This window comes from Pedobacter sp. MC2016-24 (assembly GCF_015223055.1).
Taxonomy (GTDB): domain Bacteria; phylum Bacteroidota; class Bacteroidia; order Sphingobacteriales; family Sphingobacteriaceae; genus Pedobacter.
In genome coordinates, this window is sequence record NZ_JADFBX010000002.1 from 281,515 (window position 1) to 307,617 (window position 26,103).

Below are 26,103 nucleotides of genomic sequence, written 5' to 3' on the forward strand. Positions count from 1 at the left end.
TTAAAGATGGCCGGAGGAAAAGAAACAACAAGGCAGAAGATGATCAATATCATGTATTTGGTATTGTTAGCTATGCTTGCTTTAAACGTATCAGATACTATACTTAATGCTTTTAAAAATATAAACGATAGTTTGGTGACATCCAAAACTAACGTAAGTGCCAGCATTGATCAATTGTTTTCATCGTTTCAAAATACCAAACTGAAAGATGAGCCTGCGAGGGCACAGCCCATTTGGGAAAAGGCCAATAAAGCCAAAGCTTATGCGGATGAATTGAATGGCTATGTGCAGAAACTGAAAGATGAATTTTTGCATGCTGGTGAAGGGATCAACGAAGAGACGGGCGACCTGAAACTTCGTGAAAATATGGACATCGCGCAGGAAATCATGATCAATGGAAAAGAGGGTGCTAAATTGAAAGCACAGATCAATGAAACACGCGAGAAACTGATTGGCTTACTGGATGAAAAAGACCGTGCTGGTGTGACTTTTACACTGGAAGCTAAGGATGCGGTAAAATCGGTTAATGGAAAGAAAGAATGGGCCGATATCAATTTTGGTGAGGGTACGCCATTAACTGCAGCCAATACGATTTTAAGTAAAATCCAGTCGGACGTACGAAATGCGGAAGCTGAAGTAGTTAAAAAATTATTCGGTAACATGGATAAAGCCATGGTCAATCTGGATCAGTTTGAGGCGGTTGCTGTTGCACCAAGTTCTTACGTGATTCAGGGACAGCCTTATGTTGCCCAGGTATTTTTAACGGCCAGCGATTCCAGATCTACACCGAGTATATCGGTAGGTGGAAATAACCTGGCAGTTAGAGACGGTAAAGGTACTTATACCGGTGGTACAGGATCTGTAGGGGTCTTTAAATGGAGAGGGATCATCAGTGTGAAACAAACGGATGGCCAAATCAAACAATATACTACTGCAGAACAGAGTTACCAGGTTGCCAAACCTTCTGCAACTGTTTCTCCGGATAAAATGAATGTGATTTATGCCGGTATTTCGAATCCATTTTCGGTTTCGGCAGCTGGTTTCCCATTGGAGAGTGTAAATGCAACCATTTCCGGCGGCTCAATTAAGAAAGTTGGAGGTGGCCAGTATGCTGTAAATGTTGGAGGTGATCAGATTGGTAAAACGTTAAACATCAGTGTTTCTGCAAACAGCGGTGGTAAGAGCTTAAATTTAGGCTCGCAACAGTTTAGGGTGAAAGCTTTGCCTACGCCAAAAGCGATGGTTAAAGGAAAATCCGGTGGTAATGTGCCATTGGAATTTTTAGAAGGATCCTCAGGGATTGATACCCAATTGGATGATTTTGTTTTTGACATCAAGTATAAAGTGATTCGTTTTTCTGCTACCTTTATTAATCCAAGATCGGATGCGGTGACAATTGCCAATAGCGGCGGTGGTTTTAGCGGTCAGATTAAAGGGGCATTGAACTCTTTAAAACCGGGTGCAACTGTAATCTTTAAAGATATCATTTGTGAAGGTCCGGATGGCAGACAAAAGAATTTAGATGGAATAACATTTTTAGCTAAATAGAAGATGATGAAGAAGGTTTTATATACTGTTGCGCTCTTATTGTTATGCTCGGCTACTTTTGCCCAGGAGAATAAGACAACGGTGGTTAAAAAAGCATACCGGCCAGCTGTAAAGGCGAAGCCGAAAGCAGCAGTTACGCCACCTCCGGCAGCGGTAACTACACTTGCGCCTGTGGTTAAGGATACAACAATAGCTAAGGCTAAAACGAAAATTAAAACACCACCGAAGGACGGTTTTGCGGTAAGGATGGACATTGACAGCAATGTGATGGTACCGTATGCAGATGTTCGCGAGGAGGATGTATATTATTCGAAACGCATCTGGCGTGAGGTTGATGTCAGGGATACGATCAATTCAGTATTGAGTGCCGAAGGCGCAAAACTGATTGATGTGCTTTTGGAAGCGATCGGCAACGAAGAGCTGGCAGCATATTCTCCTAAGGATACTGCTTCTGGTAAGGTTTTGGAAGATAATGATTCTTTTAAAATAGCACTTACTGCACAGCAGGCGCTGCAAAATGCAAGGGGTACGGTAGAAGGGGTAGCCGATTCTACCACCGGTAAAATCGGTGAACCACAATTGAGAAGATTGCGTTCTGAAGAATTTGTGAAGTTTAGAATTAAGGAAGACTGGATCCTGGATACCAAACGTTCTATTTTTGAACCTAGGATTGTAGGTATTGCACCTATGAAAATGGTTGAAGGACACTGGCAGCCGGTATTTTGGGTCTATTATGATGATGCAAGAGAATTGTTGAGCAAAAAAAGAATGATCAATCCTTTAAATGATGCTTCACAGTTGACCTTTGATGATTTCTTTGTCAGACGTCTTTTCTCTAGTTATGTAGTTAAAGAAACCAATCCGTCTAATAAAAGTATTGCTGATGTATTGGGTGTAACGGATGTTAAAGACCCAAGGAAATTATACGAATCGGAAAAGATTAAAAAATCGATCTCTGACTTTGAGCAGAGTTTGTGGGAATATTAATATTCCATTTATACTTCATTAAAAAGGCGCGGATGTTAAATATCCGCGCCTTTTAGCTTTGTAAAATAATCCAGCAAGGTTTTAACCTGTGCTTTGTTCAATACTTTTGCCAGCTCTTCTTCTGTGGCCTCTTTGATTTTTTTAACAGATTTGAACTGTCTCAATAGTTTATCAGCAGTAGTTTTTCCAATGCCTGTAATTTGTTCGAGTTCGGTTTTTAACGTACCCTGGTCGCGTTTCTTGCGGTGGAAAGTGATTCCAAAGCGGTGGGCTTCATCACGGAGCTGCTGGATCACTTTCAGGGTTTCAGATTTTTTATCCAGGTAAAGCGGGTATGGATCGCCGGGGAAGAAGAGTTCTTCCAGCCTCTTGGCAATTCCGATCACCGTAACCTTGTGTTGCATGCCCAGCTTTTTAATGCTCGTCATAGCAGAAGATAACTGGCCTTTACCGCCATCAATGATGATCAGCTGAGGTAATGTGTGCTCTTCTTCCAACATGCGCTTATATCGCCTGTAAACGGCTTCTTCCATTGTTGCAAAATCATTCGGTCCTTCTACGGTTTTTACGTTGAAATGCCTGTAATCTTTTTTGGAAGGTTTGGCATCTTTAAAAACCACAATCGCAGATACCGGATAATCGCCCTGGAAGTTGGAGTTATCGAAACATTCGATGTGCTGAGGGAGTTGGCTTAAGCCCAGGTCTTTTTGCATTTGACCCAGGATGCGGTCTGTTCTCAGATCCGGGTTTAATTTTTCATATTGGTTGAGTTTTTCCTTTCGGAAGAACAACACATTCTTTTGGGATAGCTCCAGTAATTTCTTTTTCTCGCCCAGTTTGGGTTGGGTAAACTTCAGGTCCTCGTCCAGCAAAGTGATCTCAAAGGGTACAATGATCTCTTTCGATGTACTGTTGAACTTGGTCCGGAATTCGGTGATGGCCAATGTCAATAGCTCCTCATCGGTTTCATCTAGCCGTTTTTTGATTTCAATGGTTTGCGTTTGGATGATGGTACCATTCATAACTTTGAGGTAGTTTACAAAGGCATAACGTTCATCGGAGGCAATACTCACCACGTCGATATTGGTGATGGCGCTATTAACCACCGTTGATTTACTCTGGTATTTTTCCAGCACCACCAGTTTACGCTGGTATTGGTGTGCCTGCTCGAAGTTGAGGTCTGTTACCGCATTTTTGATGACCTGTTTGACATCGCGGATAACCGCACCAATTTTACCATTTAAAATATCTTTGATCTCTTCAATGCTATTGTCATAGTCGGCAGCAGTTTGGTACGCCTGACAAGGGCCTTTGCAATTGCCGATCTGGTATTCCAGACAAACTTTAAACTTGCCCTCCTCAATGTTCTTTTGATTGAGCGGGAGGTTGCAGGTCCGAAGGGGATAAGTCTCTTTAATCAGATCCAGGATGGTGTGCATCATGCCTACAGAGGCATACGGGCCGAAATAGGTGGAGCCATCTTTGATCATTTTTCGTGTCCAGTATACACGCGGAAAGGCTTCTTTTTTAATGATGATCCAGGGGTAGGTCTTGTCATCCTTCAGCATGATGTTATACCGGGGCTGGTGCTTTTTGATCAGGCTGTTTTCAAGCAGCCAGGCATCAATTTCGGTATCTACAATGGTAAAGGTGATGTTCCTGATTTTGGAAACCAGCACCCTGGTTTTGCCATTCATCTGGTTGTCCTTGTTGAAATAAGAGCCGACCCGGTTTCTTAAATCCTTGGCTTTTCCGATGTATATAAGTATCCCCTCGGCATCCCAGTACTGGTAAACTCCAGGTTTATGCGGAATGTCGGCCAGGGCCTTTTTATAGTCAAAAGCACTCATGTATTGGTTTTTATATAATCTGGATTTAAAAACCCAGTTTCTCGTCTAAGTCTGTTTTACTTTGTTCCTGCTGCTGGTATTGGTTGCAGTCATACACGATGGATACCCCACTTTTTGGCGGTTCAAAATCAGCTTTGCTCAGGTTTAGCTTTTTGCTGGCATATACACGCTTCATAAAGCCTGCATAGATTGGTAAGGCTGTAGTTGCTCCATCACCCTGTGCAGTACTGGTGAAGTGGAAGGCACGGTCTTCGCAACCTGTCCACACCCCAGCAACCAATTGCGGGGTAATGGCCATAAACCAACCATCGGAGTTGGCGTTGGTGGTACCTGTTTTTCCGCCGATAGGGCCGGTTACGCCGAACTTTCCTGCCAGGCGCCATCCTGTTCCATTGGTGATTACACCACGCAGCATACGGGTCATGACATAAGCCACATCCTCTTCCATAGCCGGTACAGGAACTGGCTTTTCTCCATAAAGGACTACACCATTGCGATCTTCAATTCTTAAAATATAAGTTGGCTTTGTCCAGATTCCTTTATTGGCAAAAACGCTGTATGCGCCGACCATATCATAAACTGAGGCATCAAAAGAACCCAGGGCGATAGAAGGCACAACAGGTACATCAGAAGTAATACCCATCTTTTTAGCCAGTTTAGCTACTGCGGCAGGACCAACTTGTTTCATGATATAGGCTGCAATGTAGTTTTGTGACAAGGCCAGGGCTTTTTGCAGGGTTAAATAACCAGGTACAGTACCCGAAGAGCGTGGTGTCCATGGTTTGCTGCCTGGAACATCTATGGTTACGGGTTCGTTTAAAACACTGTAACAAGGTGAATAGCCACTTTGCAGGGCTACGGTATAGGTGAAAGGTTTGGCGGTAGAGCCGACCTGACGGGTTCCCATTTTTACCTGATCGTATTTGAAATGTTCATAATTGATGCCACCAACCCAGGCTTTTACATAACCTGTTTGTGGATCCATGGCCATCATGGCATTTCTTAAGAGCAGTTTATTGTATTTGACAGAATCGATCGGTTTCATCAGGGTATCAATGTTACCCCTCCAGCTGAATATGGTTAAACGGGTTGGGGTATTGAAGTCTGTGCGGATCTCTTCTTCTGACTTTCCTTCCAATTGGAGCGCACGATACCGGTCTGACCGCTTCATTCCCTGTTCGATCTGCAGTTCTTTGCCTTTGAAAGGATCTTTTCCTTTCCAGCTTTTAAGGAAAGAAGCCTGTAGGATTTTCATGTACTCTTTTTGTGCTTCTTCTGCATATTCCTGCATCTCATAATTGAGGGAGGTATAGATTTTCAGACCATCTCTGTCGAGGTCATAAGGCACTCCGTTGTTGAGGATGGAACGTTCCTGGAATATTTTTTTGATGTCACTCTTAAGTACAGCCCTGAAATAAGGTGCGATCCCATCGTTTACGGTTGCCGCGGCAAATTTTAGTCCGAGTGGTTTGTCCTTATCGGCGTCCATTTGCTGTTGGGTAAGGAAGTCTGCTTTAACCATCAAACCCATAATGGTGTTCCGGCGGGCCAGTGAACGATCGGGGTTGCGGGTAGGCGAGTATCTGCCGGTTCCTTTCAAAATCCCCACCAATGTAGCCGCCTGAGGCACGGTCAGTTCACTTGGTGTGGTGTCGAAATAAACCCTTGCTGCCGATTTGATGCCATAAGCCTGGTTGCCGAAATCTACGGTATTCAGGTACATCACCAGGATTTCTTCCTTGGTATAGTTACGTTCTAATTTTACAGCAATGATCCATTCCTGGAACTTTTGCAGGATCCTTTTGCTAAAGTTTTTTTGCCGGCCTTCTTCTGAAAAAAGGTTCAGGGCCAGTTGTTGGGTAATGGTACTTCCACCTTGCTTCTTGCCAATAAGTGCATAAAGAAAAATGGTGAAGGTACGTTTGAAATCTATACCTGAATGTTCTTTAAACCTGACATCTTCGGTTGCGATCAAGGCATTGATTACATTCGGAGAGATCTGCGCATAAGATACATTAGAACGGTTTTGTATAAAATAAGTACCCAATACGCGTTTGTCGTCGGCCAGAATTTCTGAGGCCTGATTGCTTTTTGGGTGTTCAATATCCCGGAAGGAAGGCAAGGGGCCTAACAGACCGAAACCAATGGCCATGATGAACATTGCAAACAGGACCATTCCACCGATCAGTAACTTCCATATTCTAAAATTATACTTTCTGATGTCTTCCTGCGAAAGTTTATTGTTCATTTTAATAGTTGTTTTTGTAGAATTCAAGGTACTTGTTGAGGGTATCCTTGTTGGTTAACTTATCGAAATTTTCTTTGCTAATAATGAAGCCGGTATATATATTCGCCGGAACCTTCATGATCTGTTTTAGCTGAGGAGTAATACCTTCAGCATATGTCTTAGCGTCGTCAAAATTACTAAAGTTCCCTACATATATGAGCTGATCATTGTCAAATTCTTTCAATTGGTGCTTTAAATTGCTTCCAGCATAGTTTCCGCGGTTAAACTGGCCGATTCCAAATCGCGAAGAGCTTAAGGTTAAGGAAGCATCGGCTACATCTATGACATAATAATAGGTAGCTGAAGCCGCAGTGCTGAAGATGCTCGGTATTTTTACAGGCTTTGGTTTTTCAGGTTCTGCAAGTTTGACCGGTTCTGTGGTTTTAACAGGCGCTGTAATTTTTGCCGGTTCTGCAGGCTTGTCAGGCGTTGACGTTTTAACGGGTTCGGCTGTTTTAACAGGTTCTGCAACCTGCACTGGTTTTGTTGTTTTTACCGGGGCAACAGTTTCAACTGGTGTGGCTGTCTTCGGTTTTTTATACGTATTGGCTGCAATAACCGGTGCCGTTTTTATTGGCACCGGAGTTGTACGTGGCGCAAAAGGAGATTCGCCCGGATCGAAATCCGGTAAGGCAATGCTGCGTTTACGGAACTCGGTCAGGTGTTCATTGATATAGGCCAGGTGCTCTCTAACCAATGGCGTAATGAGCAGATCATTCGGATATTTCGTATTGATGCTGTTGAAGGCGGATATTAAACTGTCTACGTTATTGGTCCGGCCGATGGCAATGGCTTTCAGATAATCATATTGCGGTGCAAGATAATTGTCCGAATTGCTTTTCATGGTTTCATTGACATTCATGATTACCGCAGGGAAGTTTTTCTGCTGGTAGAGATCGAAGAGCTCGTTGTATTGTTTATTGATGGCTGTTTCCATCGCATTGCGCTTCATCGAGAACGATGGGTCCAGGATGATTTTGGCATACACAGAACTTGGGAAATCCTTTAACAGACTGTTTTTATAACCTTCGGCCTTTGCCGGATTTTCTTTTTGATTGATCAGGTATAAGCTATAATAAAGTGCACCGAGGTGGTTGTTGTCCGGATAACGTTTTAACAGGGTTTGGTAAACGTCTTCTGCCTCTTTAGCGTCGTTCAGTTCCTGCAGGTAGAAATTTGCAATTTCATAATAGGCATCGATGATGCGCTGGTCGGACTTGGCCAGTTGCGGCGCTGTTGTGGGCAAGGCATCTGTATACGCTTTAATTGCGGAAGTCTGATCGCCGGTACTTGCTACATTTTGATCCGGATTGGCTGGAACTCCTGTTGCAGCAACCACATCCTGAATGGTATTTTGCTGAGAAGATCGGATGCTCTGGCGCCAGTTGTTTTCCAGTTTACGGTTTCCCCATTTCTTTTTGAAGTCTGAAAAACCACGACTAAGCGCACTTGGATTGCTGAAATAGAAAGTATTGCTGCTCGCGCCCTGTGCTCTGGTTCCGTTGAGATCAGTATTGCTGAAGCCGGTAAAGGTTGTACTGGCAGCGCTATTATTATCCACAGCTGCTACTTGTACCGGTTTGAACATGGCCTGTATTTTGTCATTTCGGCTTTGTTCCGGAAGTTTTGCCAGCATTTGCATGGTGTCTTCGCGTGCGATGATTTTATAGCGGTCGGTAAGGTATTCCAGGTTCTGGTTCTTTTTTAAGATTACTGCATAACCAGGAAAGGTTTTTGGTAGCGTGTTTACTGCGCTGTCATAGTACAATTTTGCCTGCAGGTAATCGCGGTCATGTTTAAAATGAACATCCGCTATACTGAGGTAAGAAAGGCCTTTCTGGTACTGGTTCTTGCTGCTGTTTTGAATAGACAGTTTGTAGTACTTTTTTGCGCCGACAAAATCGCCATCGGCAGCCAGGCTTTGTGCCACCTGAAAATAGATCTGATCGTTATAATCCGTGTTTTTATCATCTTTAAGCATGGCGAGTAGTTCGGCTTGCTTATTGGTGGTTTTGCCACTCATGAGTGCATTCAGTTTGATGCGGTTGAGGTTGGCATTGAAATACATTTCGAAAGGTGCATTGCTTTTCTCAACCTTTCTGTAGTTGAGCAATGCTTCGGGATAGTTTTTTTGTTGTTCAGCAAGTTGGGCTAGGATGTAAGTCCACCTGATTTTGTGCTGTGTATTGTGACTTGCCTTGATGGCATCTTTTAAGAATGAGGTTGCTTCCGGATACCGTTCCCGGTAGATGCACATTTGTGCGATGGTGGCCAGGGGCTCTGACTGGTTTTTCTTGATCGGCTCCAGCGCATCAACCAGGGTATCGAGTACCAGGGAGGCTTCTGTTAGCCTGCGCAATTGCATCATACTTCTGGCTTTCCAGTTGAGTGCTTCAATACGTACCATGGTTTGTTTCTGGTAGGCTTTGGAAACATAATCAAAATACTCGGTTGCGTTGAAGTATGCGCCTTTAAAATAGTGCGCTTTTCCAAGCAGGAGGTAGGCATCGTCAATATAATTGCTGTTGCTTTTTTCCAGAATGATGGCTTGTGCTTTTTTGATGATGTCGTCCAGCGACTTACCACCTGATTGGGCAGGAGGTCTGGCCATGTTGAAATTTTCATCTATTTCAGGGCCCAGATATACAGGCAGGATCTGGTCAAAGTTTTCCGGATAACTTTCGGCAAGGGCTTCCTGTTGATCGGCCAGGATAACTTTGGCATTGTATATGTAATTATAACGTGCAGTTAAATTTTGCATTGCCCTGCCTGTGGCAGTATCTTTTTGGGTGCCGCAGGAATATATTATGCCAATGCATAAACTAAATAATATTACCTTTAAATTGTGGTTAGCGTAATTTTTCAATTAGATGAGATAAGTTAATGCTTATAAACAACAAAATATATGCAAAAGTATTTTATTAGACAATAACTTCTTAACAAAACGTATTTTTATTTCATACCTATTTATAATGACCGATCCGGAAGAGAAAAAAAAGAGCATAAGTAATTTTGCCAAATACTCGTCAATTAGCTTTCAAATGATTGCGATTATTGGTGTTTTTGCATTTATAGGCTTTAAAATAGACACCAGGCGCAATGCGAAAACGCCGCTCGTGACTGCAGCGATGAGTCTGGTAGGGGTCGCTGTTGCCATGTATCAGGTTGTAAAACAATTGAATAAAAATGATTGATGTTTATTGAAAGCTAGACTAATTGTATACTTTTGTAAAAATTATACGAGATTGGGTCTGACTAAATTTGTTTTCTCTTACTTATTGTACACCGCTGTTCTGGGTGTAATTGCTTATTTTCTTCCGATTGCCTTTCCTGATGTGAAGTTATTGGTGTCCAGATTCTGGGTGATGTTCGGCTTTTTAGCAGGTATTACTTTTATTGGATATGTTCTGGCTTATATCGGTATAAAAAGCAACCCTGAAACGGGAATTATGGCGATTATGGGCTCTATTGCTGTGAAAATGATTTTCTCAATGGCTTTTGTGCTGATTTACAGCGTTAAAAGCCAGGAAAAGGGCGTTGTTTTAGTGCTGAATTTTTTTTCTTTATATTTATTGTTCAGCTTCTTTGAAATATACTCTTTGTTACGTAACTTGCGCCACCAAAATAAATAGTAAAAATCTGCGACTAAATGGATTGTAGCCACGTTTTTAAGTTTAAAGTTAATAGGTTAATTGTTGTTTTTGCGCTTTTTTTAGCGTTTTTCTCTGTTGCGTCGCCGGCTTTTGCCCAGGTAGACAGCGCTGTTGTTGCTCAGGATACTGCGGTTGTTGCTGCACATGCTGAAGAAGCTGCTCATGGTGGTGAACATGGAAGTAAAAAATTCGAACCTACAAAAGTAATTATGGAGCACATTGCGGATTCGCACATGTGGCATTTATGGGGGCATACTTCTTTGCCGCTTCCTGTAATTGTATATACTCAGGCTGGTCTTGATGTATTTTCTTCAGGTAATTTTCATCATGGAGAACATGATTATACCAGCGCTAAAAATACCTATCGCCTGGTAGAAGATCAGGTTAAGATTGTTGGCGCAGATGGTCAGATTGATGAGGCTGCAACTGCACATCTTTACGATATCTCAATTACCAAAAACGTAGCAGCGATGTTTGTTGCGGTTGCTTTGATTTTGATCGTGTTTATTTCGGTTGCCGGAGCATACAAAAAGCGTGTTGGTAAATCACCGAAAGGTTTACAGTCTTTAATTGAGCCGATCATTGTTTTTGTTAGGGATGATATTGCCAAACCAAACATTGGTCATGGTTATGCGAAATTTATGCCTTACCTGCTGACGGTGTTTTTCTTCATCTGGATCAACAACATGTTGGGGCTGGTGCCGATCTTCCCGGGTGGTGCCAACGTAACTGGTAACATCGCTTTAACACTGGTATTGTCATTAGGTACTTTGTTGATCGTTAACCTGAATGGTAATAAATATTACTGGAAGCATATTCTGTTGCCAGATGTACCATGGTGGTTGTATCCGATTATGATTCCAGTGGAATTGATCGGTATCATTTCAAAACCATTTGCATTGATGATTCGTTTGTTCGCAAACATTACTGCCGGACACATTATCGTGTTGAGCTTAATTTCATTGATCTTTATATTTGAAACTTTGGCTATGGCACCGGTATCTATTGCATTCGTTTTGTTTATGGATGTACTGGAACTGCTGGTTGCATTTTTACAGGCCTTTATTTTCACCTTGCTTACTGCTTTATTTATCGGTATGGCAGTAGAGGAGCATCATTAATTAGAAACTATTTTTTACAAATTATATAAATTAAATTAGTTATGGTAGGTTCAATCGCGGCGATAGGTGCCGGTTTAGCAGTAATTGGTGCCGGTATCGGTATCGGTCAAGTTGGTGGAAAAGCAATGGAAGGTATTGCTCGTCAACCTGAGGCTGCATCAAAAATCCAAACTGCAATGATTATTGCTGCTGCCCTTATTGAGGGTGCTGCATTATTCGGTGTGGTAGTTTCTTTATTAGGCTTACAAGTTTAATAGGATTCAGAATTATTTTTATGATCAGGAGAAAACGATTGGTTTTTTCCTGATCTAAATTAAATTACATTAAGAAAGTTAAAAACATATGAACCCTTTAGTTCTCCCAAGTATAGGATTAGTTTTTTGGACAACAGTAGCTTTTGTTGGTCTGTTGATTTTACTTAAAAAGTTTGCATGGAAGCCGATTCTGGCTGCAATTCATGAGCGTGAACAAAACATTGACGAAGCCCTTAATAAAGCAGAATTAGCGAAACAGGAAATGACCCGTTTAACTGCTCAAAACGAGGATTTGTTGAAATCTGCCCGTGCAGAACGCGATCTGATCCTGAAAGAAGCAAAAGCACTTAAAGACAGTATCATCAATGAAGCTAAGACTTCTGCTCATGTTGAAGGCGCTAAACTGATTGAAAAAGCTAAAATTGAGATCGAAAATCAAAAGAAAGCTGCTTTGGCCGAATTGAAAAATCAGGTTTCAAGTTTATCACTGGATATTGCTGAGCGTGTATTGCGTAACCAGTTACAGGATAAAGCAAAACAAGAGGACTTAGTTGCTAACCTTTTAAAAGATGTTGAATTAAACTAATTGTTAGTTTATTTAGCTAGATATACCGTAAAAAATGTCAGAAAATAAAGCAGCATCGAGATACGCCAAATCATTAATTGATCTTGCTACAGAGCGCAATGCCCTGGAGTTGATTAAAAATGACATGGTTCTTTTAGAGCAGGTGATCGATCAGAACCCTGAGTTGGAAGCTATCCTGAATAACCCTATTGTTCCTTTGGATAAAAAAGCAGGAATTTTAGAAAACGTATTTGGAAGTAAGGTAAATGAACTTACAAGCACTTTTTATAAACTGGTTGTAAGTAAAGGCCGTTCAGCGATCTTATTTGGAACTTCAAAAGCTTTTATTGCCCAGTATAATGCATTGAAAGGTATTGTAACTGCACATGTGACTTCAGCTACTGCATTGACTGCGGAGAGCAGGGCAGAAATTGTAGCCATTGTTAAAAAAGAAATTGGTGCCAATGAAGTTCTACTTAAAGAAAAAGTAAACGAAAAACTAATTGGTGGTTTTATTTTGAAAGTTGGAGATAAGCAGTTTGATGCAAGTATTTCCAGCGGTTTAAGTAAACTTAAAAAAGAATTTGCTCAGGGCATTGTTTAACCAGAGCAAAATAACAGATAACAAATACTGAATTTACAAAAGAAATAATATAAAATTATGGTAGAGGTAAGACCAGACGAAGTATCGGCAATTATCAGGCAACAATTGGCGGGCTTCAAATCAGAAGCAGAACTGGAAGAAGTTGGTACCGTATTGCAAGTGGGTGATGGTATTGCCCGTGTTTATGGTTTAACTAAAGTTCAGTCTGGAGAATTAGTTGAATTTGAAACAGGCTTGCAAGGAATTGTTTTGAACCTTGAAGAAGATAATGTTGGTGTGGTATTGTTAGGCCCGTCAGACAAAATCAAAGAAGGTGATACGATTAAACGTACTAAGAAAATCGCCTCTATCAAAGTTGGTGAAGGTATGTTGGGCCGTGTGGTAAATACCATGGGTGAGCCAATTGATGGTAAAGGACCAATCCTTGGCGAAACTTATGAAATGCCGATTGAACGTAAAGCACCTGGTGTAATTTATCGTCAGCCGGTTACTGAGCCCCTACAAACAGGTATCAAAGCGATCGACGGAATGATTCCAATCGGCCGTGGTCAGCGTGAGTTGGTTATTGGTGACCGTCAGATTGGTAAAACTGCGGTTTGTATCGATACCATCATCAACCAAAAAGAATTTTATGAAGCAGGTAATCCTGTATTCTGTATATATGTCGCTTGTGGTCAGAAAGCAAGTACAGTTGCAAACATTGTACGTACTTTAGAAGAGAACGGTGCAATGGCTTATACTGTAGTTGTTGCTGCTTCAGCTGCTGAACCTGCTCCATTGCAGTTCTACGCACCTTTCTCTGGCGCAGCTATCGGTGAGTTTTTCCGCGATACCGGAAGACCTGCATTGATCGTTTATGATGATTTGTCTAAACAGGCTGTAGCTTACCGTGAGGTGTCCTTGTTGTTACGTCGTCCACCGGGTCGTGAGGCTTATCCAGGTGACGTGTTTTATCTGCACAGTCGTTTGTTAGAGCGTGCTGCAAAGATCAACTCTAACGATGAGATTGCACAAGCGATGAACGATTTACCTGAGTCATTGAAAGGTATTGTTAAAGGTGGTGGTTCATTAACTGCTTTGCCAATTATCGAAACTCAGGCTGGTGACGTTTCTGCATACATTCCAACAAACGTAATTTCAATTACTGATGGACAGATCTTCTTAGAATCTAACTTGTTTAACGCAGGTATCCGTCCGGCTATTAACGTGGGTATCTCGGTATCACGTGTAGGTGGTAACGCGCAGATCAAATCAATGAAGAAAGTTGCTGGTACCTTGAAACTGGATCAGGCTCAATACCGTGAGTTAGAGGCTTTCTCTAAATTCGGTTCTGATTTGGATGCGGCTACTAAATCTGTATTGGATAAAGGTGCACGTAACGTGGAGATCCTTAAACAAGGTCAGTTCTCTCCAATGACTGTAGAGAAACAAGTTGCGATCATCTATGTTGGTACTAAAAACTTGATGCGTTCGGTTCCTGTAGATAAAGTAAGGGAATTTGAAGCTGAATATTTACAACAATTGGAGCAACGTCATCCTGAAACTTTACAGGCTTTGAAAGCAGGTAAATTTGATGACACAATTACAGGTGTATTGGAAACTGTAGCAAAAGAGCTTTCAAGTAAATACTAATTACCCCAGACTGAACATTAAAAAAGAATGGCTAATTTAAAAGAAGTAAGAATTCGTATAGCATCGGTACAATCTACGCAACAGATTACCAAAGCCATGAAAATGGTTTCTGCAGCTAAGTTGAAGCGTGCTACGAATGCGATTATACAATTACGTCCTTATGCGACCAAACTGAAAGAGATTTTAGGAAATCTTTCGGCTAGCCTTGAAGGATCATCCTCACCTTTTATTCAGGAGCGTGAGCCTAATAAGGTATTGATTGTAGCGGTTTCTTCTAACCGTGGTCTTGCTGGTGCTTTCAACATGAACATCATCAAAACTACCAATAACTTAATTGCTGAAAAATATAACGAACAATACAAAAACGGCAATTTAAGTATCCTGGCTATCGGTAAAAAAACTCAGGATTTTTACGAGAAACGCAATTACAACGTGGTTGGAAACAATAACGAAGTGTATGCAGCGCTTACTTTTGAAAACGTGACCAAAATTACGGAAGCGATCATGGCTGGTTTTGAAAAAGGTGAGTACGACAGGGTTGAATTAGTTTATAATAAATTTAAGAATGCTGCAGTTCAGATCCTGACTACGGAGCAATTGCTGCCTTTGCCTAAAAACGAAGAAGTAAAAACTGCTAAGACAGCGCACCAGATCGATTATATCCTTGAGCCATCTCAGGAAGAAATCGTGTCTCAGTTGATTCCTAAGTCGATTAAGATTCAATTGTATAAAGCGGTGCTGGATTCGCATGCTTCGGAACATGGTGCAAGGATGACCTCAATGGATAAAGCAACTGAAAATGCCGGTGATCTGTTGAAAGCATTAAAACTTTCTTACAACCAGGCACGTCAGGCTGCGATTACTACTGAGCTTACAGAGATTGTAAGTGGTGCGGCAGCGTTAAACGGATAAAGGGAAAAATAAGTATGCTCTTCAAGAGCTGCTCCTTAGGCGCTGAAGAAGCGCAAAGCAGCTGAGGCTCTTTCTGAGAAACTGATTTTTCTGCGAAATAAACAAAGGCTTTTGTCGAAAGACAGAAGCCTTTGTTTATTTACCTGTTTTTGATGTTGAATATGATGATATATTATGTTCGGATAGTTACTTTATACCGATGAATGTTTCGATGCATTGGCTGGATAAGAAATTTCCCATTCGTACGGTTTAAGTAAGTTTTTTGCTAATCTTGGGACAACCGCCATTAAGGGCTTATTTTTGTAAAAATATTTATCTATGAAATCTTTAATTTTTTCCTTTTTATTCATGATCGTTTTGCCATTGGGTTTGATGGCCCAGGATGAAACTGCGGCAGCGGCAAGGGATTATACCAATGCGGTGCTTTGGCAACAGCATTCTGGCGAGTACAGGGCATTATCTTTCCAGGCCTATAACTTTGCCCGTCTTTCTTTGTTGGAACAGCTTAAACAGGCAGATCGCGGTAAACTGAATTGCGTGGTGGTTGACATTGATGAGACGGTTTTGGACAATTCGCCTTTTCAGGGGACTGAGATCAAAAAGGGAATCAGTTATCAGGCGAAGGATTGGTTTGAATGGACCAGTAAAGGAGCAGCTGACACAGTGCCAGGTGCTTTGGCTTTCCTGAAGTATGCAGCTATGCAGGGAGTAGAAACCTTTTACATCACCAACAGGGAATTGAAGGAGCATAACGGGACACTCGCTAATCTGCAACATTTTGGATTTCCTTATTCCGATGAGGCACATTTGATTTTAAAATCATCAACATCCGATAAGGAACCCCGCAGGCAGCAGGTATTGCAGAAATATAATATTTTATTGTTGTGTGGTGACAACCTGAGCGATTTTTCAAACGTGTTTTACCGGGAAGGTAAAAATACGAGGGAACAGGTTGATCTTGCCCAACAACTGTTTGGGACGAAATACATTGTGCTCCCAAATCCGATGTATGGTGATTGGGAAAAGCAGTTTTACAAAGGTGAGGGGCTGAAGGAAGCCGACAGATCTAAACAAAGACTGGAATCTTTAAAAACTTATTAGGGATTGTGCTGTGTTTTATTGAATTAATATTATTTTTGTGGCATTAAATAAAAAATACTATGGAACAAACACCAAAGCACAATACTGAAAGCATGAAAAGAGCTAACGAAATCTCAATTTATAAATTGATGACTCTGGGGGTCCTGGTCAGCGTTTTAGGCGTATTTTTACGTTTTGCTGGTGATAACACGACCTTGTCGATCGTTTCATGGGCTATTCTTTTTATCGGTGCTTTTATCGCTTGTAAAGGAGTTTTCAAAATTCTGGCTGCATAGCATTTTAAATAGATTTTTTTTAAAACGTCCTTATTGGTGAAGAACCAGTAAGGACGCTTTTTTTTATAGCATATTCAGATGATGGGTTACCTTCCGGGCCATTTGGTATTAAGGGAAAACCATCTATAATTAATACTATGAAAAATTATTTAATCTATTGTGTATTTGCAATGGCTGTTTTCGGCTGCAATAGTGAAAAAAAAATGAACAGTGCTGACGTAACTTCTACCAGTCTGGAATCAGCAGATACTGCGTTGACAGAACAGATCATCAAAACCGCCGATATGAGGTTTCGGGTAAAAGATGTGCAGGATACCAAGGAGAAATTAAGTGCCGCGATCAAAGCAGAAGGTGGTAGCATCACAGCGTTTTCGATACAAAGTCAGGTACAGCAATCTGAAAAAGTTGGCTATTCTGCCGATTCACTGCTGGAACTTACCGCTTACCGCAAGGAAGGTTTGGTGACTGCCAAAGTGCCTTCTGATCAACTGGATGATTTTACAAATAAGGTGGCCAAACTGGCTGTGTTTGTTGATCAGCAATCGCTTAAACTGGACGACCAGAGTATTTCTTATCTGGCCAATAATCTGAAAAACCAGAACCGGGTTGAAGCTGTGACCCAGTTGAACAAAAAAGCGAATAAGAAAAGCAATAATGTGGAAACTGCTTTGGGCCTGAAAGACGATTATGTAGACCGCAAATTGGAAAACCTGAGCATTACAAATAAGGTAAAATACAGTAACATCACCCTTAATTTTTATCAGGACAATACCGTAACGAAAATGGTGGTGAGTAATGATAATCTGTATGACCAGCGGCCGGCGTTTTTCCTTCGCTTCTGGTTAAATATTCAGAACGGCTGGATGATATTTAAAGAGTTTTTGCTGATTATGACCAATCTATGGGTTGCCATCCTGCTGGTTGGCGGGGGATATCTGGCTTATAAATATTACCGGAAAAATAAACGCACAGCGGTATCTGCTTAAAATGCTTATTGGTATTGAAGCGCCTGAATCTAATTTAAGATGCAGGCGCTTTTTTATTTTAACCGCTTTTTATTGTCTTTAGCGAAGGCATCCCAACCGGAATAAGATTTGCCGGTGCCGGAACTGCTTACCCTTTGAAAGGAATGGCAAACCGCTACTGCCAGCCCGTCTGTGGCATCCAGGAACTCTGGAGTTTCTTTAAAATTTAACAAGCGCTGCAACATGGCTGCTACCTGTTCTTTACTTGAACTTCCGTTTCCGGTGATGGATTGCTTAATTTTTCGGGGGGCATATTCTGTAATGGGAATGTTCCGGGACAAAGCCGCCGCCATGGCAACGCCCTGTGCACGTCCGAGTTTGAGCATCACCTGGATGTTTTTTCCATAAAATGGTGCTTCTAAAGCCATGGTGTCCGGCTTATATTCATCAATGAGGGCAATTGTTTTTTCAAATATCCGTTGTAGTTTTAAAAAGTGGTCGTCCAGATGATCCATCCTCACTATGCCTAAACTAACCAATTCCATTTTACTCCCTTTTTCCAATATCACACCATATCCCATAATAGAAGTGCCCGGATCGATACCAATAATCACCCTTTCCTTTTTTTCAACCAACATAAAACAATATTAAGCATATTTGCACAGAGTAAAAGCAAAAAAGTTGACATCTAAGCACAAAAAGATCCTATCCTATATCCTGAAAACCGCAATCGTAGTGTTTGCTTTTTGGTTTATCTATAGAAAACTGGTGCATAATAAAAACATTGCTGAGTTTAAAGCATTGCTGAAAGAAATCCCCCGGGAGGAAGTTGCCCTGGTCATGGGTATTATTTTTGGCCTGATGCTTTTAAACTGGGGATTGGAAGCCGTAAAATGGCGCAGACTTGTATCCAGAATTGAAGTGATCAGTTTGTGGAAATCCATTGAATCGGTATTTTGTGGCTTAACCTGGGCAGTGTTTACGCCAAACCGATTGGGTGAATATGGTGGCCGGGTATTTTTTCTGATGCCCAAAAGGAGGATCATGGGGGTAGTGGCGATGGCTGTGGGCAACATTGGCCAAATGGTGCTGACCAATATCTTCGGTGCGATTGCGCTGATTGCATTCATTTACCGCTATGTGCACCTGGATTATCGCCTCATGTACGCCTTATTTATTCTTGGTGCTGCTTTTTGCTTGTTTTATATCATTTTCTTTTTCAATATTAAATGGCTCAACGGCATTTTATTGTCCATTAAGTTTACCCGGAAATACAAAAAGTTTTACAGCATTCTGGCCCGTTACAGCAAGCTGGAACTGCTTAAAATTCTGCTGTTCTGTTTATCGCGGAATTTGGTGTTTAACCTGCAATACCTGATCCTTTTTTACTGGCTTGTACCGGAAGTACATATTATTGATGTGTTAATGATGATTAACATTATGTTTTTTGTTCAGTCTACCTTACCTTCGCTTGACCTTTTTGATATTGGTGTGAGAAGTATGACCGCTTCTTACTTTTTTAGTTTTGTAACGAAGCACGATGTAGCCGTTATTGCTTGTACAGCCTGTGTATGGCTGATGAATATCATTATTCCGGCAATATTGGGTTCTTATTTTGTGTTTAAACTTAATTTTTTTGGAAATAATCAGCGTAGTCAGTAATCTCTCTATATTTTTAACGGCTCTTTATGTAGTCATTGTGATTTTGTTCATCATTGGATGGCGTAAACTCATTTATTTTAAACCAGGTGCAGGCACTTCCAGCACGAAGGTATCTGTATTGGTTGCCGCACGTAATGAGGCGGCTTGTATCGCTAAAACGATTGAGGACCTGATTGCCCAGCGCTACGATAAAAACCTTATGGAAATCATCATTATCGATGACCATTCAACAGACCATACTGCGGATATCGTGGCTTCCTATGCCAACCGTGGCGTAAAGCTCATCAAGCTGAATGAGGATCAGGCCTTGAATTCTTATAAAAAGAAAGCCATTCAAACGGCTATTGGGCAGGCAACCGGCGATTTGATTGTGACTACAGATGCGGATTGCAGAGTGGGCCCGAATTGGCTAAGCACGGTAGTGCATTTTTATGAAGCGCACGATTATAAGATGATCTCCTCGCCAGTGGTGTATTTTGAAGAAAACGATTTTTTTGAACGGGTACAGACGCTTGAATTTTTATACCTGATCGGCCTGGGGGCATCGACCATTGGTAATCGAAACCCTTCTACCTGTAATGGCGCAAATCTTTGTTATGAGCGTAAAGCTTTTTATGAGGTAGGCGGTTTTAAGGGAATCGATGATCTGGCTTCTGGTGATGATGAGTTGTTATTGCATAAGATTGCTGCACATTATGACAACAAAGTAGGCTTCCTGAAAAATAACGATGCGATTGTATATACCCAGGCTAAACCGAATCTGAAAGAGTTTATCCAGCAAAGAAAGCGCTGGGCATCTAAAACTACGCGGTATAAAAATAAAATGGTCATTGTGCTGGGCCTTTGTGTATGGCTGTTTAACCTGAGTATCCTGGTGAATGCAGGAATTGGCCTGTTCCATATCGGCTTTTTAAAGCTGGCTTTGGCACAACTGCTGACTAAGATTTTAATTGAGTTTATCTTTTTATACGACGTGACTAAGTTTGCGAAAAGAAAAGAATTGCTTTTGTTACTTCCAGTGCTTAATTTGATGCACATTGTTTATTTCATTTACATTGGAATAGCAGGAAATACGGGTAAATACAATTGGAAAGGAAGAATGGTTAAATGATGGAACAAAGTAGCAGTCCTTCAGGAAAGATATGGAAGCGGTTTAAGAAGAACCGGATGGCTTTCGGAGGATTGTTATTTATTGTGATACTTGCTGTAATGGGCATTTTAGGTTACCTCATCACGCCAGATCAGAGTCCGCAGGCCAATACCATGCACCTCCAGCTCAGCAATAAGAAACCGGGAAGATCTTTTAAGTTTTTGATTGTTAGCAAGAAAAACGACGTTGTAAAAGTGAATATCTTCTCCAAAATGCTATTCGGGCAAGAGCTGGATTATAAAAGTATTCCAATCACTTCCTACCGGGAAGTGGGCAATCAGGTTTTCGCCCGGGAATACATTGGGGATGACGAAACGATTGAAGAAAAAGCTTATCCGAGAATTGCCGGAAATAATCAATATGAACAGACCTTTTGGCTGGGTACGGATATTTATGGCCGCGACTTGTTAAGCCGTTTGATTATTGGCATTCGGGTATCCTTATCGGTAGGCTTGATGGCCGTATTGATCTCTCTTTTTATTGGGGTAGGATTGGGTGCTATAGCGGGTTACTTTGGTGGTAAAACTGATGGTTCGATCAGCTGGTTTATGAACGTCATCTGGTCTTTGCCTTCTTTGCTATTGGTGATTGCCATTTCTTTTGCTTTAGGAAAAGGTTTCTGGCAGATATTTATTGCTGTAGGTTTATCAACCTGGGTTGATGTGGCGCGTTTGGTGCGGGGGCAGGTGATGGCATTGAAAGAGGTGGAGTTTGTAGAAGCTTCGAAGGCTTTGGGCTTTTCTACTTCCAGAACAATTATTAAACACATTTTGCCCAATATAGCCGGCCCCATTCTGGTCGTAGCTTCGGCTAATTTTGCTTCTGCTATATTGCTTGAGACCGGATTGAGTTTTTTGGGTTTTGGCGCCCAACCGCCCATGCCAAGTTGGGGTAGCATGATCAAGGAACATTATGGTTACATCATTATGGATGCAGCTTATCTGGCCGTTTTGCCAGGCATGGCCATTATGCTGACGGTATATGCTTTCAACCTGCTGGCCATTGGTTTAAGAGATGCCTTTGATGTGAAGTCGCAAAACATATCTGTTTAACTTCCTAATTTATTAACTTTGCAACCGTATGCTATTAAACTGTTATCAACAAGAATTTTTAGAGGCAGGTTGCGATGAAGCGGGCAGGGGCTGTTTAGCTGGTCCTGTATTTGCCGCTGCTGTGATTTTACCAGCTGATTTTATAGCAGGTGAACTCACCGACTCTAAAAAGCTGACGCATGCACAGCGGGTGAAATTGCGGGTGATTATTGAGCGGGAAGCAATTGCCTGGGCTGTAGCATCCTGCGATAACTTTGAAATAGATGAGATTAACATTTTGAACGCTTCGTTTCTGGCGATGCACAGGGCAATTGAGCAATTGCGTACCCAGCCAAAATATTTAAGCATAGACGGCAATCGTTTCAAAAAGTATCCGGATATCCCTCATACCTGTGTAGTTAAAGGAGACGGGAAATATCTGAACATTGCAGCAGCTTCGATTTTGGCTAAAACACATCGTGATGAGTTTATGGAACGCATTGCTTTGGAGTACCCGCATTACCAATGGCATCAAAATAAAGGTTATCCAACCATTGTTCACCGGAATGCTGCTTTAGAATTTGGCTTATCGCCATATCACCGTAAAACTTTTACAATTACTGCACCGCAATTGAGTCTGTTTTCAGAAATCAGTGAATAATTAGTATTTTCACGAGAGTGAAAGTGCTGATCCTGACAAATAGAGTTCCCTTTCCGCCAAATAGCGGTTATCCCATTGTGGTTTACAATACCATTAAGGGCTTGCTGAAACTTGGCGTAGAAATTACTTTGTTTAGCCTCAATACCAATAAGCACCGCGTAGATACAGACGATATTTACGATCCGGTTTTTGAACAGATTAATTTTCATGTTTTTCATCTGGATACGGAGGTGAATGTCTGGGGGGCATTGAACAATCTGTTTTCCGACCAATCCTACAACGTGTCCCGATATTTTGACGAGGATGCGGCTCGTTTGCTTGAAGATATCCTGAGAGAAGATGAGTTTGACATCATCCAGTTTGAGGGATTGTTTGTGGTGCCTTACCTGGATATTGTCAAAGCCAATAGCCGTGCTAAAGTCATTTACCGGGCCCATAATATAGAGTTTGAAGTTTGGGAGCGCATCGCCAGGATTGAGCGGTTTACGCCAAGACGACGTTACCTTGAATTTTTGGCGCGCAGGTTGAAACATTACGAAACTGAACAAGCCAATCGCTTTCACCAGGTGTTTGCCATTAGTGAACAGGACCGGCAAAGTATTGTACGCTTTGGTTGCGAAACAGCATTGGAAGTTTTTCCAGTTGCCCTGGATTTTGAAAAGTACATTACGGATCAGTCTAAAACCAGTTTTCCTACCTTATTTCATTTGGGTGCGATGGACTGGCGACCAAATAAGGAGGGCTTGGAGTGGTTCCTGGAAGAAATCTGGCCGGATATTGAAACCTTAAACAGCGAGCTTCGGTTTTACATTGCCGGAAAAAATATGCAGCGCCAGTTTTTTGAATATGACTCTGACAACCTGGTGGTAGAAGGCGAGGTATTTGATGCGGTAGAGTTTATGAATTCCAAAGCCATTATGATCGTTCCTTTATTATCGGGCAGTGGGATGCGGGTGAAGATCATTGAGGGAATGGCCATGCGGAAATGCATCATTGCAACGAGTATGGCTGCTGAGGGAATCCGCTGCCAGCATGGCAAGGATATCCTGATTGCGGATACCGCGGATGAATTTTACCGGGCCATTTTGCAATGTGTAACCAATCCCACGCAGTGGCAGGAAATCGGCGAAAATGCGCGTAAAACAGTAGAACGTGACCATGACATTAACACCATTTCGCAAAGAATGCTGAAAGTTTATGAAAAATTAATTAGTGTGTAAATTTATATACCTTTGCCACGTTTTTAGACTTATTACACGACATGAAGAATACTGCACTAACCAATAAACACATTTCTTTGGGCGCTAAAATGGTGCCATTTGCCGGATACAATATGCCCGTACAGTACGAGGGTATTAATGCAGAACACGCTACTGTTCGTAATGGTGTTGGCGTTTTTGATGTCAGCCATATGGGCGAATTTATTTTGAAAGGCGAAAATGCACTGGACTTAATTCAACGGGTAACCAGCAATGACGCGTCAAAACTGTATGATGGTAAAATTCAATATTCATGTCTGCCGAATGAAGATGGTGGTATTGTAGATGATTTATTGGTTTATCGCCTGGATGAGCAAACCTATATGCTGGTTGTCAATGCTTCTAATATAGAAAAAGACTGGAACTGGATTCAGAAATACAATACTAAAGGTGTAGAAATGCACAACATCTCTGACAAAACTTCTTTATTGGCGATTCAGGGACCGAAAGCAGCTGAAGCTTTGCAAAGCTTAACAGATGTAGACCTGGCCTCTATGGAATATTACAATTTTGTAAAAGGTAAGTTCGCGGGTATCGATAACGTGATCATTTCAGCAACAGGTTATACCGGTGCTGGCGGTTTTGAAATTTACTTTGACAATGAACATGCAGATCTGATCTGGAATGCAGTTTTTGAAGCTGGGAATCCGTTTAACATCAAGCCAATCGGTTTGGCTGCACGGGATACTTTAAGGTTAGAAATGGGTTTCTGTTTATATGGAAACGACATTGACGATACCACTTCTCCAATTGAAGCCGGCTTAGGCTGGATCACCAAATTCACTAAAGCATTTACCAATTCTGAGGCCTTGCTGGCACAGAAAGAAGCGGGTGTTACACGTAAGCTGATCGGTTTTGAATTGATTGACAGGGGGATTCCACGTCACGATTATGAAATTGTAGATGCTGAAGGAAATGTAATTGGAAGGGTAACTTCTGGTACGCAGTCGCCCTCTTTACAAAAAGCCATCGGCATGGGGTATATTGATAAAGCATCGGCCAAAGAAGGTTCTGAGATTTTTATCCTGATCCGTAACCAGAAAATTAAAGCGAAAGTGGTTAAATTCCCTTTTTATAAATAATTATCATTAGCCCTTAATCCCTGATTAACCGATGCAGAAAAGTATAGAAGTTTGTTTAACCCCTGCCTTACTGAATTTATATGATATTGAACACAGCATTGTGGTTGTGATTGATATATTGAGAGCAACCTCATCTATAGTTTATGGTATAGACAATGGTGCGGAAGCGATCATTCCGGTTTCGCAGGTGGAAGAATGTCTGGACTATGCAGGTAAAGGGTATTTGCTGGCTGCAGAGCGAAATGGAGAGGTTGTGGAAGGCTATGACTTTGGCAACTCTCCATTTTCTTATGTTACCGACAAAGTGAAGGGGAAAACCATTGTATTGACCACAACCAATGGTACCAAAGCGCTGCACATGGCAAGCAGCAGGGCCAATCAGGTGGTTATTGGTTCTTTTTTAAACCTGAAAGCCTTGTGTAACTGGCTTAAGAGTCAGGATAAAAATGTGTTGTTACTTTGTTCGGGCTGGAAGGATAATTTTAACCTGGAAGATACCCTGTTTGCTGGTGCGGTGGTGAGCGAATTGAGGAAGGACTTTGATCATTTTGACGATTCCTGTGTTGCTGCTGAAGATTTATACCTGCTAGCTAAAGACGATTTGAGGGCTTATCTGCATAAATCTTCACATAGCCACCGACTGGCACAACTGAACATCGAAGAAGATGTGAAGTTCTGTCTGCAGTTAAACCTTTGCCAGACCATTCCGGTATTGGAGGGCAAAAAATTAGTTGCCCTGAAGGCTTAAATCCAATAAGGCCTTATTCTTTTTAATCGTTTTTAAAGCCTCTTCGTAAGCCAGCCAGTAAATGGTTTCCGCTTTAGCGGTGTCAAAAGTGCTGATTTCGCCCAATCCCGGCGGCTCTACCATGATGTTACAGAATGCTGCTTTTTGTTCCATATCCTTATTGATGGACATGACGCCGGCCCTGCTCATCAGCGTAGTGATCTTGCTGATCTTATCTACAGGCTTGAGGTGGTTGCAGGAAGATCCAATGATGAAATCACAATTGTTCAGCAAAGGTTCAACCGGGAAATTGTTCAGAATGCCGCCGTCAACATACATGTGTCCGCCAATCATAATGGGTTTGAATATGCCCGGGATACAGCTTGATGCATGTATGGAGCTGATTAAAGGCCCTTTGTCGAAATAAACAAGCTTACCTTCACTAAAGTTGGTTGCCGCAATGGTTAGTGGGATGTTTAAGCTTTCTATTTTATCGTCCGGAAAATAGGGTTTAAAAATGTTGAAGGTATTTTCCATATTGAGTAAGCCCAATGAGCCTACTGCCGGGCGTATTAATCTGAGGAGCTTGGTTTTGATGAAAATGTTCAAGGCCTCTTCCGGATCTATACCGGCGGCGAAAAGTGCACCTGCTATAGATCCGGCACTGGTTCCACTAATGTGACTGAATTTAATTCCTGCTTTTACAAATGCTTTCAACACGCCTAAATGGGCAATTCCTCTAATCCCGCCACCAGATAATACGATTCCAACCTTCAT

Annotated in this window: 25 protein-coding genes; 20 read left to right on the top strand and 5 right to left on the bottom strand. The window is 41.7% G+C overall.

Translation table 11 applies throughout. The features are described from left to right. Positions 1–6: 6 nt before the first annotated feature. Both gldM and gldN read left to right on the top strand, forming a co-directional pair. Entirely contained in the window at positions 7–1,548 is a 1,542-nt protein-coding gene (gene gldM, locus IM797_RS06860; protein WP_194126371.1) for a gliding motility protein GldM, read from the top strand. A gap of 3 nt (positions 1,549–1,551) precedes the next feature. After that, on the top strand, positions 1,552–2,535 hold the full coding sequence (gene gldN / locus IM797_RS06865) for a gliding motility protein GldN (RefSeq protein WP_228098743.1): 984 nt from the start codon (positions 1,552–1,554) through the stop codon (positions 2,533–2,535). Positions 2,536–2,570: 35 nt separating this feature from the next. Here gldN and uvrC read toward each other — a convergent pair whose 3' ends face one another. Genes uvrC through IM797_RS06880 form a run of 3 tightly spaced genes read right to left on the bottom strand, consistent with a single transcriptional unit; the run spans position 2,571 to position 9,433 of the window. Beyond that, a complete protein-coding gene (gene uvrC / locus IM797_RS06870) occupies positions 2,571–4,385 on the bottom strand; it encodes an excinuclease ABC subunit UvrC (protein WP_194126372.1) in 1,815 nt (604 codons plus the stop codon). Between the two features lie 25 nt (positions 4,386–4,410). Further along, a complete protein-coding gene (locus IM797_RS06875; RefSeq protein WP_194126373.1) occupies positions 4,411–6,633 on the bottom strand; it encodes a transglycosylase domain-containing protein in 2,223 nt (740 codons plus the stop codon). 1 nt (position 6,634) lies between these two features. Then, entirely contained in the window at positions 6,635–9,433 is a 2,799-nt protein-coding gene (locus IM797_RS06880; protein WP_228098744.1) for a tetratricopeptide repeat protein, read from the bottom strand. A gap of 211 nt (positions 9,434–9,644) precedes the next feature. Here IM797_RS06880 and IM797_RS06885 point away from each other — a divergent pair, with 211 nt between their 5' ends. The 11 genes from IM797_RS06885 to IM797_RS06935 all read left to right on the top strand — a co-directional run bounded on the left by IM797_RS06885 (position 9,645) and on the right by IM797_RS06935 (position 17,775). After that, positions 9,645–9,866, top strand: a complete 222-nt coding sequence (locus IM797_RS06885; protein ID WP_194126375.1) for an AtpZ/AtpI family protein — start codon at positions 9,645–9,647, stop codon at positions 9,864–9,866. A 6-nt stretch (positions 9,867–9,872) separates the two neighbouring features. Next, positions 9,873–10,304 (top strand): hypothetical protein, encoded by a 432-nt coding sequence (locus tag IM797_RS06890; protein ID WP_228098745.1) that lies wholly within the window; start codon positions 9,873–9,875, stop codon positions 10,302–10,304. Positions 10,305–10,321: 17 nt separating this feature from the next. Next, complete coding sequence (gene atpB, locus IM797_RS06895; protein ID WP_194126376.1) at positions 10,322–11,446, top strand: F0F1 ATP synthase subunit A; 1,125 nt, start codon at positions 10,322–10,324, stop codon at positions 11,444–11,446. Between the two features lie 41 nt (positions 11,447–11,487). Next, on the top strand, positions 11,488–11,700 hold the full coding sequence (atpE, locus tag IM797_RS06900) for an ATP synthase F0 subunit C (protein ID WP_084237872.1): 213 nt from the start codon (positions 11,488–11,490) through the stop codon (positions 11,698–11,700). 88 nt (positions 11,701–11,788) lie between these two features. Further along, on the top strand, positions 11,789–12,286 hold the full coding sequence (locus IM797_RS06905) for a F0F1 ATP synthase subunit B (RefSeq protein ID WP_194126377.1): 498 nt from the start codon (positions 11,789–11,791) through the stop codon (positions 12,284–12,286). Between the two features lie 34 nt (positions 12,287–12,320). Continuing rightward, positions 12,321–12,869, top strand: coding sequence for an ATP synthase F1 subunit delta (gene atpH, locus IM797_RS06910; RefSeq protein WP_194126378.1), 549 nt, complete (start codon positions 12,321–12,323; stop codon positions 12,867–12,869). Between the two features lie 57 nt (positions 12,870–12,926). Then, positions 12,927–14,501: a F0F1 ATP synthase subunit alpha gene (atpA, locus tag IM797_RS06915; protein ID WP_194126379.1), complete on the top strand. Its 1,575-nt coding sequence runs from the start codon at positions 12,927–12,929 to the stop codon at positions 14,499–14,501. Positions 14,502–14,528: 27 nt separating this feature from the next. Continuing rightward, positions 14,529–15,413: an ATP synthase F1 subunit gamma gene (gene atpG, locus IM797_RS06920; protein ID WP_194126380.1), complete on the top strand. Its 885-nt coding sequence runs from the start codon at positions 14,529–14,531 to the stop codon at positions 15,411–15,413. A gap of 318 nt (positions 15,414–15,731) precedes the next feature. Further along, the gene (locus tag IM797_RS06925; protein ID WP_194126381.1) at positions 15,732–16,514 is read left to right on the top strand and encodes a 5'-nucleotidase, lipoprotein e(P4) family; all 783 of its coding nucleotides are present in this window, start codon (positions 15,732–15,734) and stop codon (positions 16,512–16,514) included. Between the two features lie 59 nt (positions 16,515–16,573). Beyond that, positions 16,574–16,789 (top strand): hypothetical protein, encoded by a 216-nt coding sequence (locus IM797_RS06930; protein WP_194126382.1) that lies wholly within the window; start codon positions 16,574–16,576, stop codon positions 16,787–16,789. Positions 16,790–16,926: 137 nt separating this feature from the next. Then, the gene (locus IM797_RS06935) at positions 16,927–17,775 is read left to right on the top strand and encodes a DUF4349 domain-containing protein (RefSeq protein ID WP_194126383.1); all 849 of its coding nucleotides are present in this window, start codon (positions 16,927–16,929) and stop codon (positions 17,773–17,775) included. Positions 17,776–17,828: 53 nt separating this feature from the next. Here IM797_RS06935 and ruvC read toward each other — a convergent pair whose 3' ends face one another. Next, positions 17,829–18,392, bottom strand: coding sequence for a crossover junction endodeoxyribonuclease RuvC (gene ruvC / locus IM797_RS06940; protein ID WP_194126384.1), 564 nt, complete (start codon positions 18,390–18,392; stop codon positions 17,829–17,831). A gap of 43 nt (positions 18,393–18,435) precedes the next feature. Between ruvC and IM797_RS06945 the strand changes: the two genes are divergently transcribed. The 7 genes from IM797_RS06945 to IM797_RS06975 are packed head-to-tail and all read left to right on the top strand — an operon-like array spanning position 18,436 to position 25,347. Beyond that, positions 18,436–19,416 carry a hypothetical protein gene (locus IM797_RS06945; RefSeq protein ID WP_194126385.1) on the top strand — a complete coding sequence of 327 codons (981 nt, stop codon included), beginning with the start codon at positions 18,436–18,438 and terminating at the stop codon, positions 19,414–19,416. Beyond that, positions 19,391–20,527 (top strand): glycosyltransferase, encoded by a 1,137-nt coding sequence (locus IM797_RS06950; RefSeq protein WP_194126386.1) that lies wholly within the window; start codon positions 19,391–19,393, stop codon positions 20,525–20,527. Before IM797_RS06945 ends, IM797_RS06950 begins: the two co-directional genes overlap by 26 nt. After that, positions 20,527–21,618 (top strand): ABC transporter permease, encoded by a 1,092-nt coding sequence (locus IM797_RS06955; protein ID WP_194126667.1) that lies wholly within the window; start codon positions 20,527–20,529, stop codon positions 21,616–21,618. Before IM797_RS06950 ends, IM797_RS06955 begins: the two co-directional genes overlap by 1 nt. A gap of 28 nt (positions 21,619–21,646) precedes the next feature. Next, positions 21,647–22,258, top strand: a complete 612-nt coding sequence (locus IM797_RS06960) for a ribonuclease HII (RefSeq protein ID WP_194126387.1) — start codon at positions 21,647–21,649, stop codon at positions 22,256–22,258. 17 nt (positions 22,259–22,275) lie between these two features. After that, positions 22,276–23,478, top strand: coding sequence for a glycosyltransferase family 4 protein (locus tag IM797_RS06965; RefSeq protein WP_194126388.1), 1,203 nt, complete (start codon positions 22,276–22,278; stop codon positions 23,476–23,478). Between the two features lie 41 nt (positions 23,479–23,519). Continuing rightward, on the top strand, positions 23,520–24,599 hold the full coding sequence (gene gcvT / locus IM797_RS06970) for a glycine cleavage system aminomethyltransferase GcvT (RefSeq protein WP_194126389.1): 1,080 nt from the start codon (positions 23,520–23,522) through the stop codon (positions 24,597–24,599). Between the two features lie 31 nt (positions 24,600–24,630). Then, the gene (locus tag IM797_RS06975; RefSeq protein WP_194126390.1) at positions 24,631–25,347 is read left to right on the top strand and encodes a 2-phosphosulfolactate phosphatase; all 717 of its coding nucleotides are present in this window, start codon (positions 24,631–24,633) and stop codon (positions 25,345–25,347) included. Here the strand turns inward: IM797_RS06975 and IM797_RS06980 are convergent. Continuing rightward, a complete protein-coding gene (locus tag IM797_RS06980) occupies positions 25,327–26,103 on the bottom strand; it encodes a patatin-like phospholipase family protein (RefSeq protein ID WP_194126391.1) in 777 nt (258 codons plus the stop codon). The two genes, IM797_RS06975 and IM797_RS06980, sit on opposite strands and share 21 nt — an antisense overlap.

What these genes read in the sequence shown, in the direction of transcription:
- gldM (WP_194126371.1), top strand. Translation starts at nt 7, where the DNA reads ATGGCCGGAGGAAAAGAAACAACAAGGCAGAAGATGATCAATATCATG.
- gldN (WP_228098743.1), top strand. Translation starts at nt 1,552, where the DNA reads ATGATGAAGAAGGTTTTATATACTGTTGCGCTCTTATTGTTATGCTCG.
- uvrC (WP_194126372.1), bottom strand. Translation starts at nt 4,385, where the DNA reads ATGAGTGCTTTTGACTATAAAAAGGCCCTGGCCGACATTCCGCATAAA.
- IM797_RS06875 (WP_194126373.1), bottom strand. Translation starts at nt 6,633, where the DNA reads ATGAACAATAAACTTTCGCAGGAAGACATCAGAAAGTATAATTTTAGA.
- IM797_RS06880 (WP_228098744.1), bottom strand. Translation starts at nt 9,433, where the DNA reads ATGCAAAATTTAACTGCACGTTATAATTACATATACAATGCCAAAGTT.
- IM797_RS06885 (WP_194126375.1), top strand. Translation starts at nt 9,645, where the DNA reads ATGACCGATCCGGAAGAGAAAAAAAAGAGCATAAGTAATTTTGCCAAA.
- atpB (WP_194126376.1), top strand. Translation starts at nt 10,322, where the DNA reads ATGGATTGTAGCCACGTTTTTAAGTTTAAAGTTAATAGGTTAATTGTT.
- atpE (WP_084237872.1), top strand. Translation starts at nt 11,488, where the DNA reads ATGGTAGGTTCAATCGCGGCGATAGGTGCCGGTTTAGCAGTAATTGGT.
- IM797_RS06905 (WP_194126377.1), top strand. Translation starts at nt 11,789, where the DNA reads ATGAACCCTTTAGTTCTCCCAAGTATAGGATTAGTTTTTTGGACAACA.
- atpH (WP_194126378.1), top strand. Translation starts at nt 12,321, where the DNA reads ATGTCAGAAAATAAAGCAGCATCGAGATACGCCAAATCATTAATTGAT.
- atpA (WP_194126379.1), top strand. Translation starts at nt 12,927, where the DNA reads ATGGTAGAGGTAAGACCAGACGAAGTATCGGCAATTATCAGGCAACAA.
- atpG (WP_194126380.1), top strand. Translation starts at nt 14,529, where the DNA reads ATGGCTAATTTAAAAGAAGTAAGAATTCGTATAGCATCGGTACAATCT.
- IM797_RS06925 (WP_194126381.1), top strand. Translation starts at nt 15,732, where the DNA reads ATGAAATCTTTAATTTTTTCCTTTTTATTCATGATCGTTTTGCCATTG.
- IM797_RS06930 (WP_194126382.1), top strand. Translation starts at nt 16,574, where the DNA reads ATGGAACAAACACCAAAGCACAATACTGAAAGCATGAAAAGAGCTAAC.
- IM797_RS06935 (WP_194126383.1), top strand. Translation starts at nt 16,927, where the DNA reads ATGAAAAATTATTTAATCTATTGTGTATTTGCAATGGCTGTTTTCGGC.
- ruvC (WP_194126384.1), bottom strand. Translation starts at nt 18,392, where the DNA reads ATGTTGGTTGAAAAAAAGGAAAGGGTGATTATTGGTATCGATCCGGGC.
- IM797_RS06955 (WP_194126667.1), top strand. Translation starts at nt 20,527, where the DNA reads ATGGAACAAAGTAGCAGTCCTTCAGGAAAGATATGGAAGCGGTTTAAG.
- IM797_RS06960 (WP_194126387.1), top strand. Translation starts at nt 21,647, where the DNA reads ATGCTATTAAACTGTTATCAACAAGAATTTTTAGAGGCAGGTTGCGAT.
- gcvT (WP_194126389.1), top strand. Translation starts at nt 23,520, where the DNA reads ATGAAGAATACTGCACTAACCAATAAACACATTTCTTTGGGCGCTAAA.
- IM797_RS06975 (WP_194126390.1), top strand. Translation starts at nt 24,631, where the DNA reads ATGCAGAAAAGTATAGAAGTTTGTTTAACCCCTGCCTTACTGAATTTA.
- IM797_RS06980 (WP_194126391.1), bottom strand. Translation starts at nt 26,103, where the DNA reads ATGAAGGTTGGAATCGTATTATCTGGTGGCGGGATTAGAGGAATTGCC.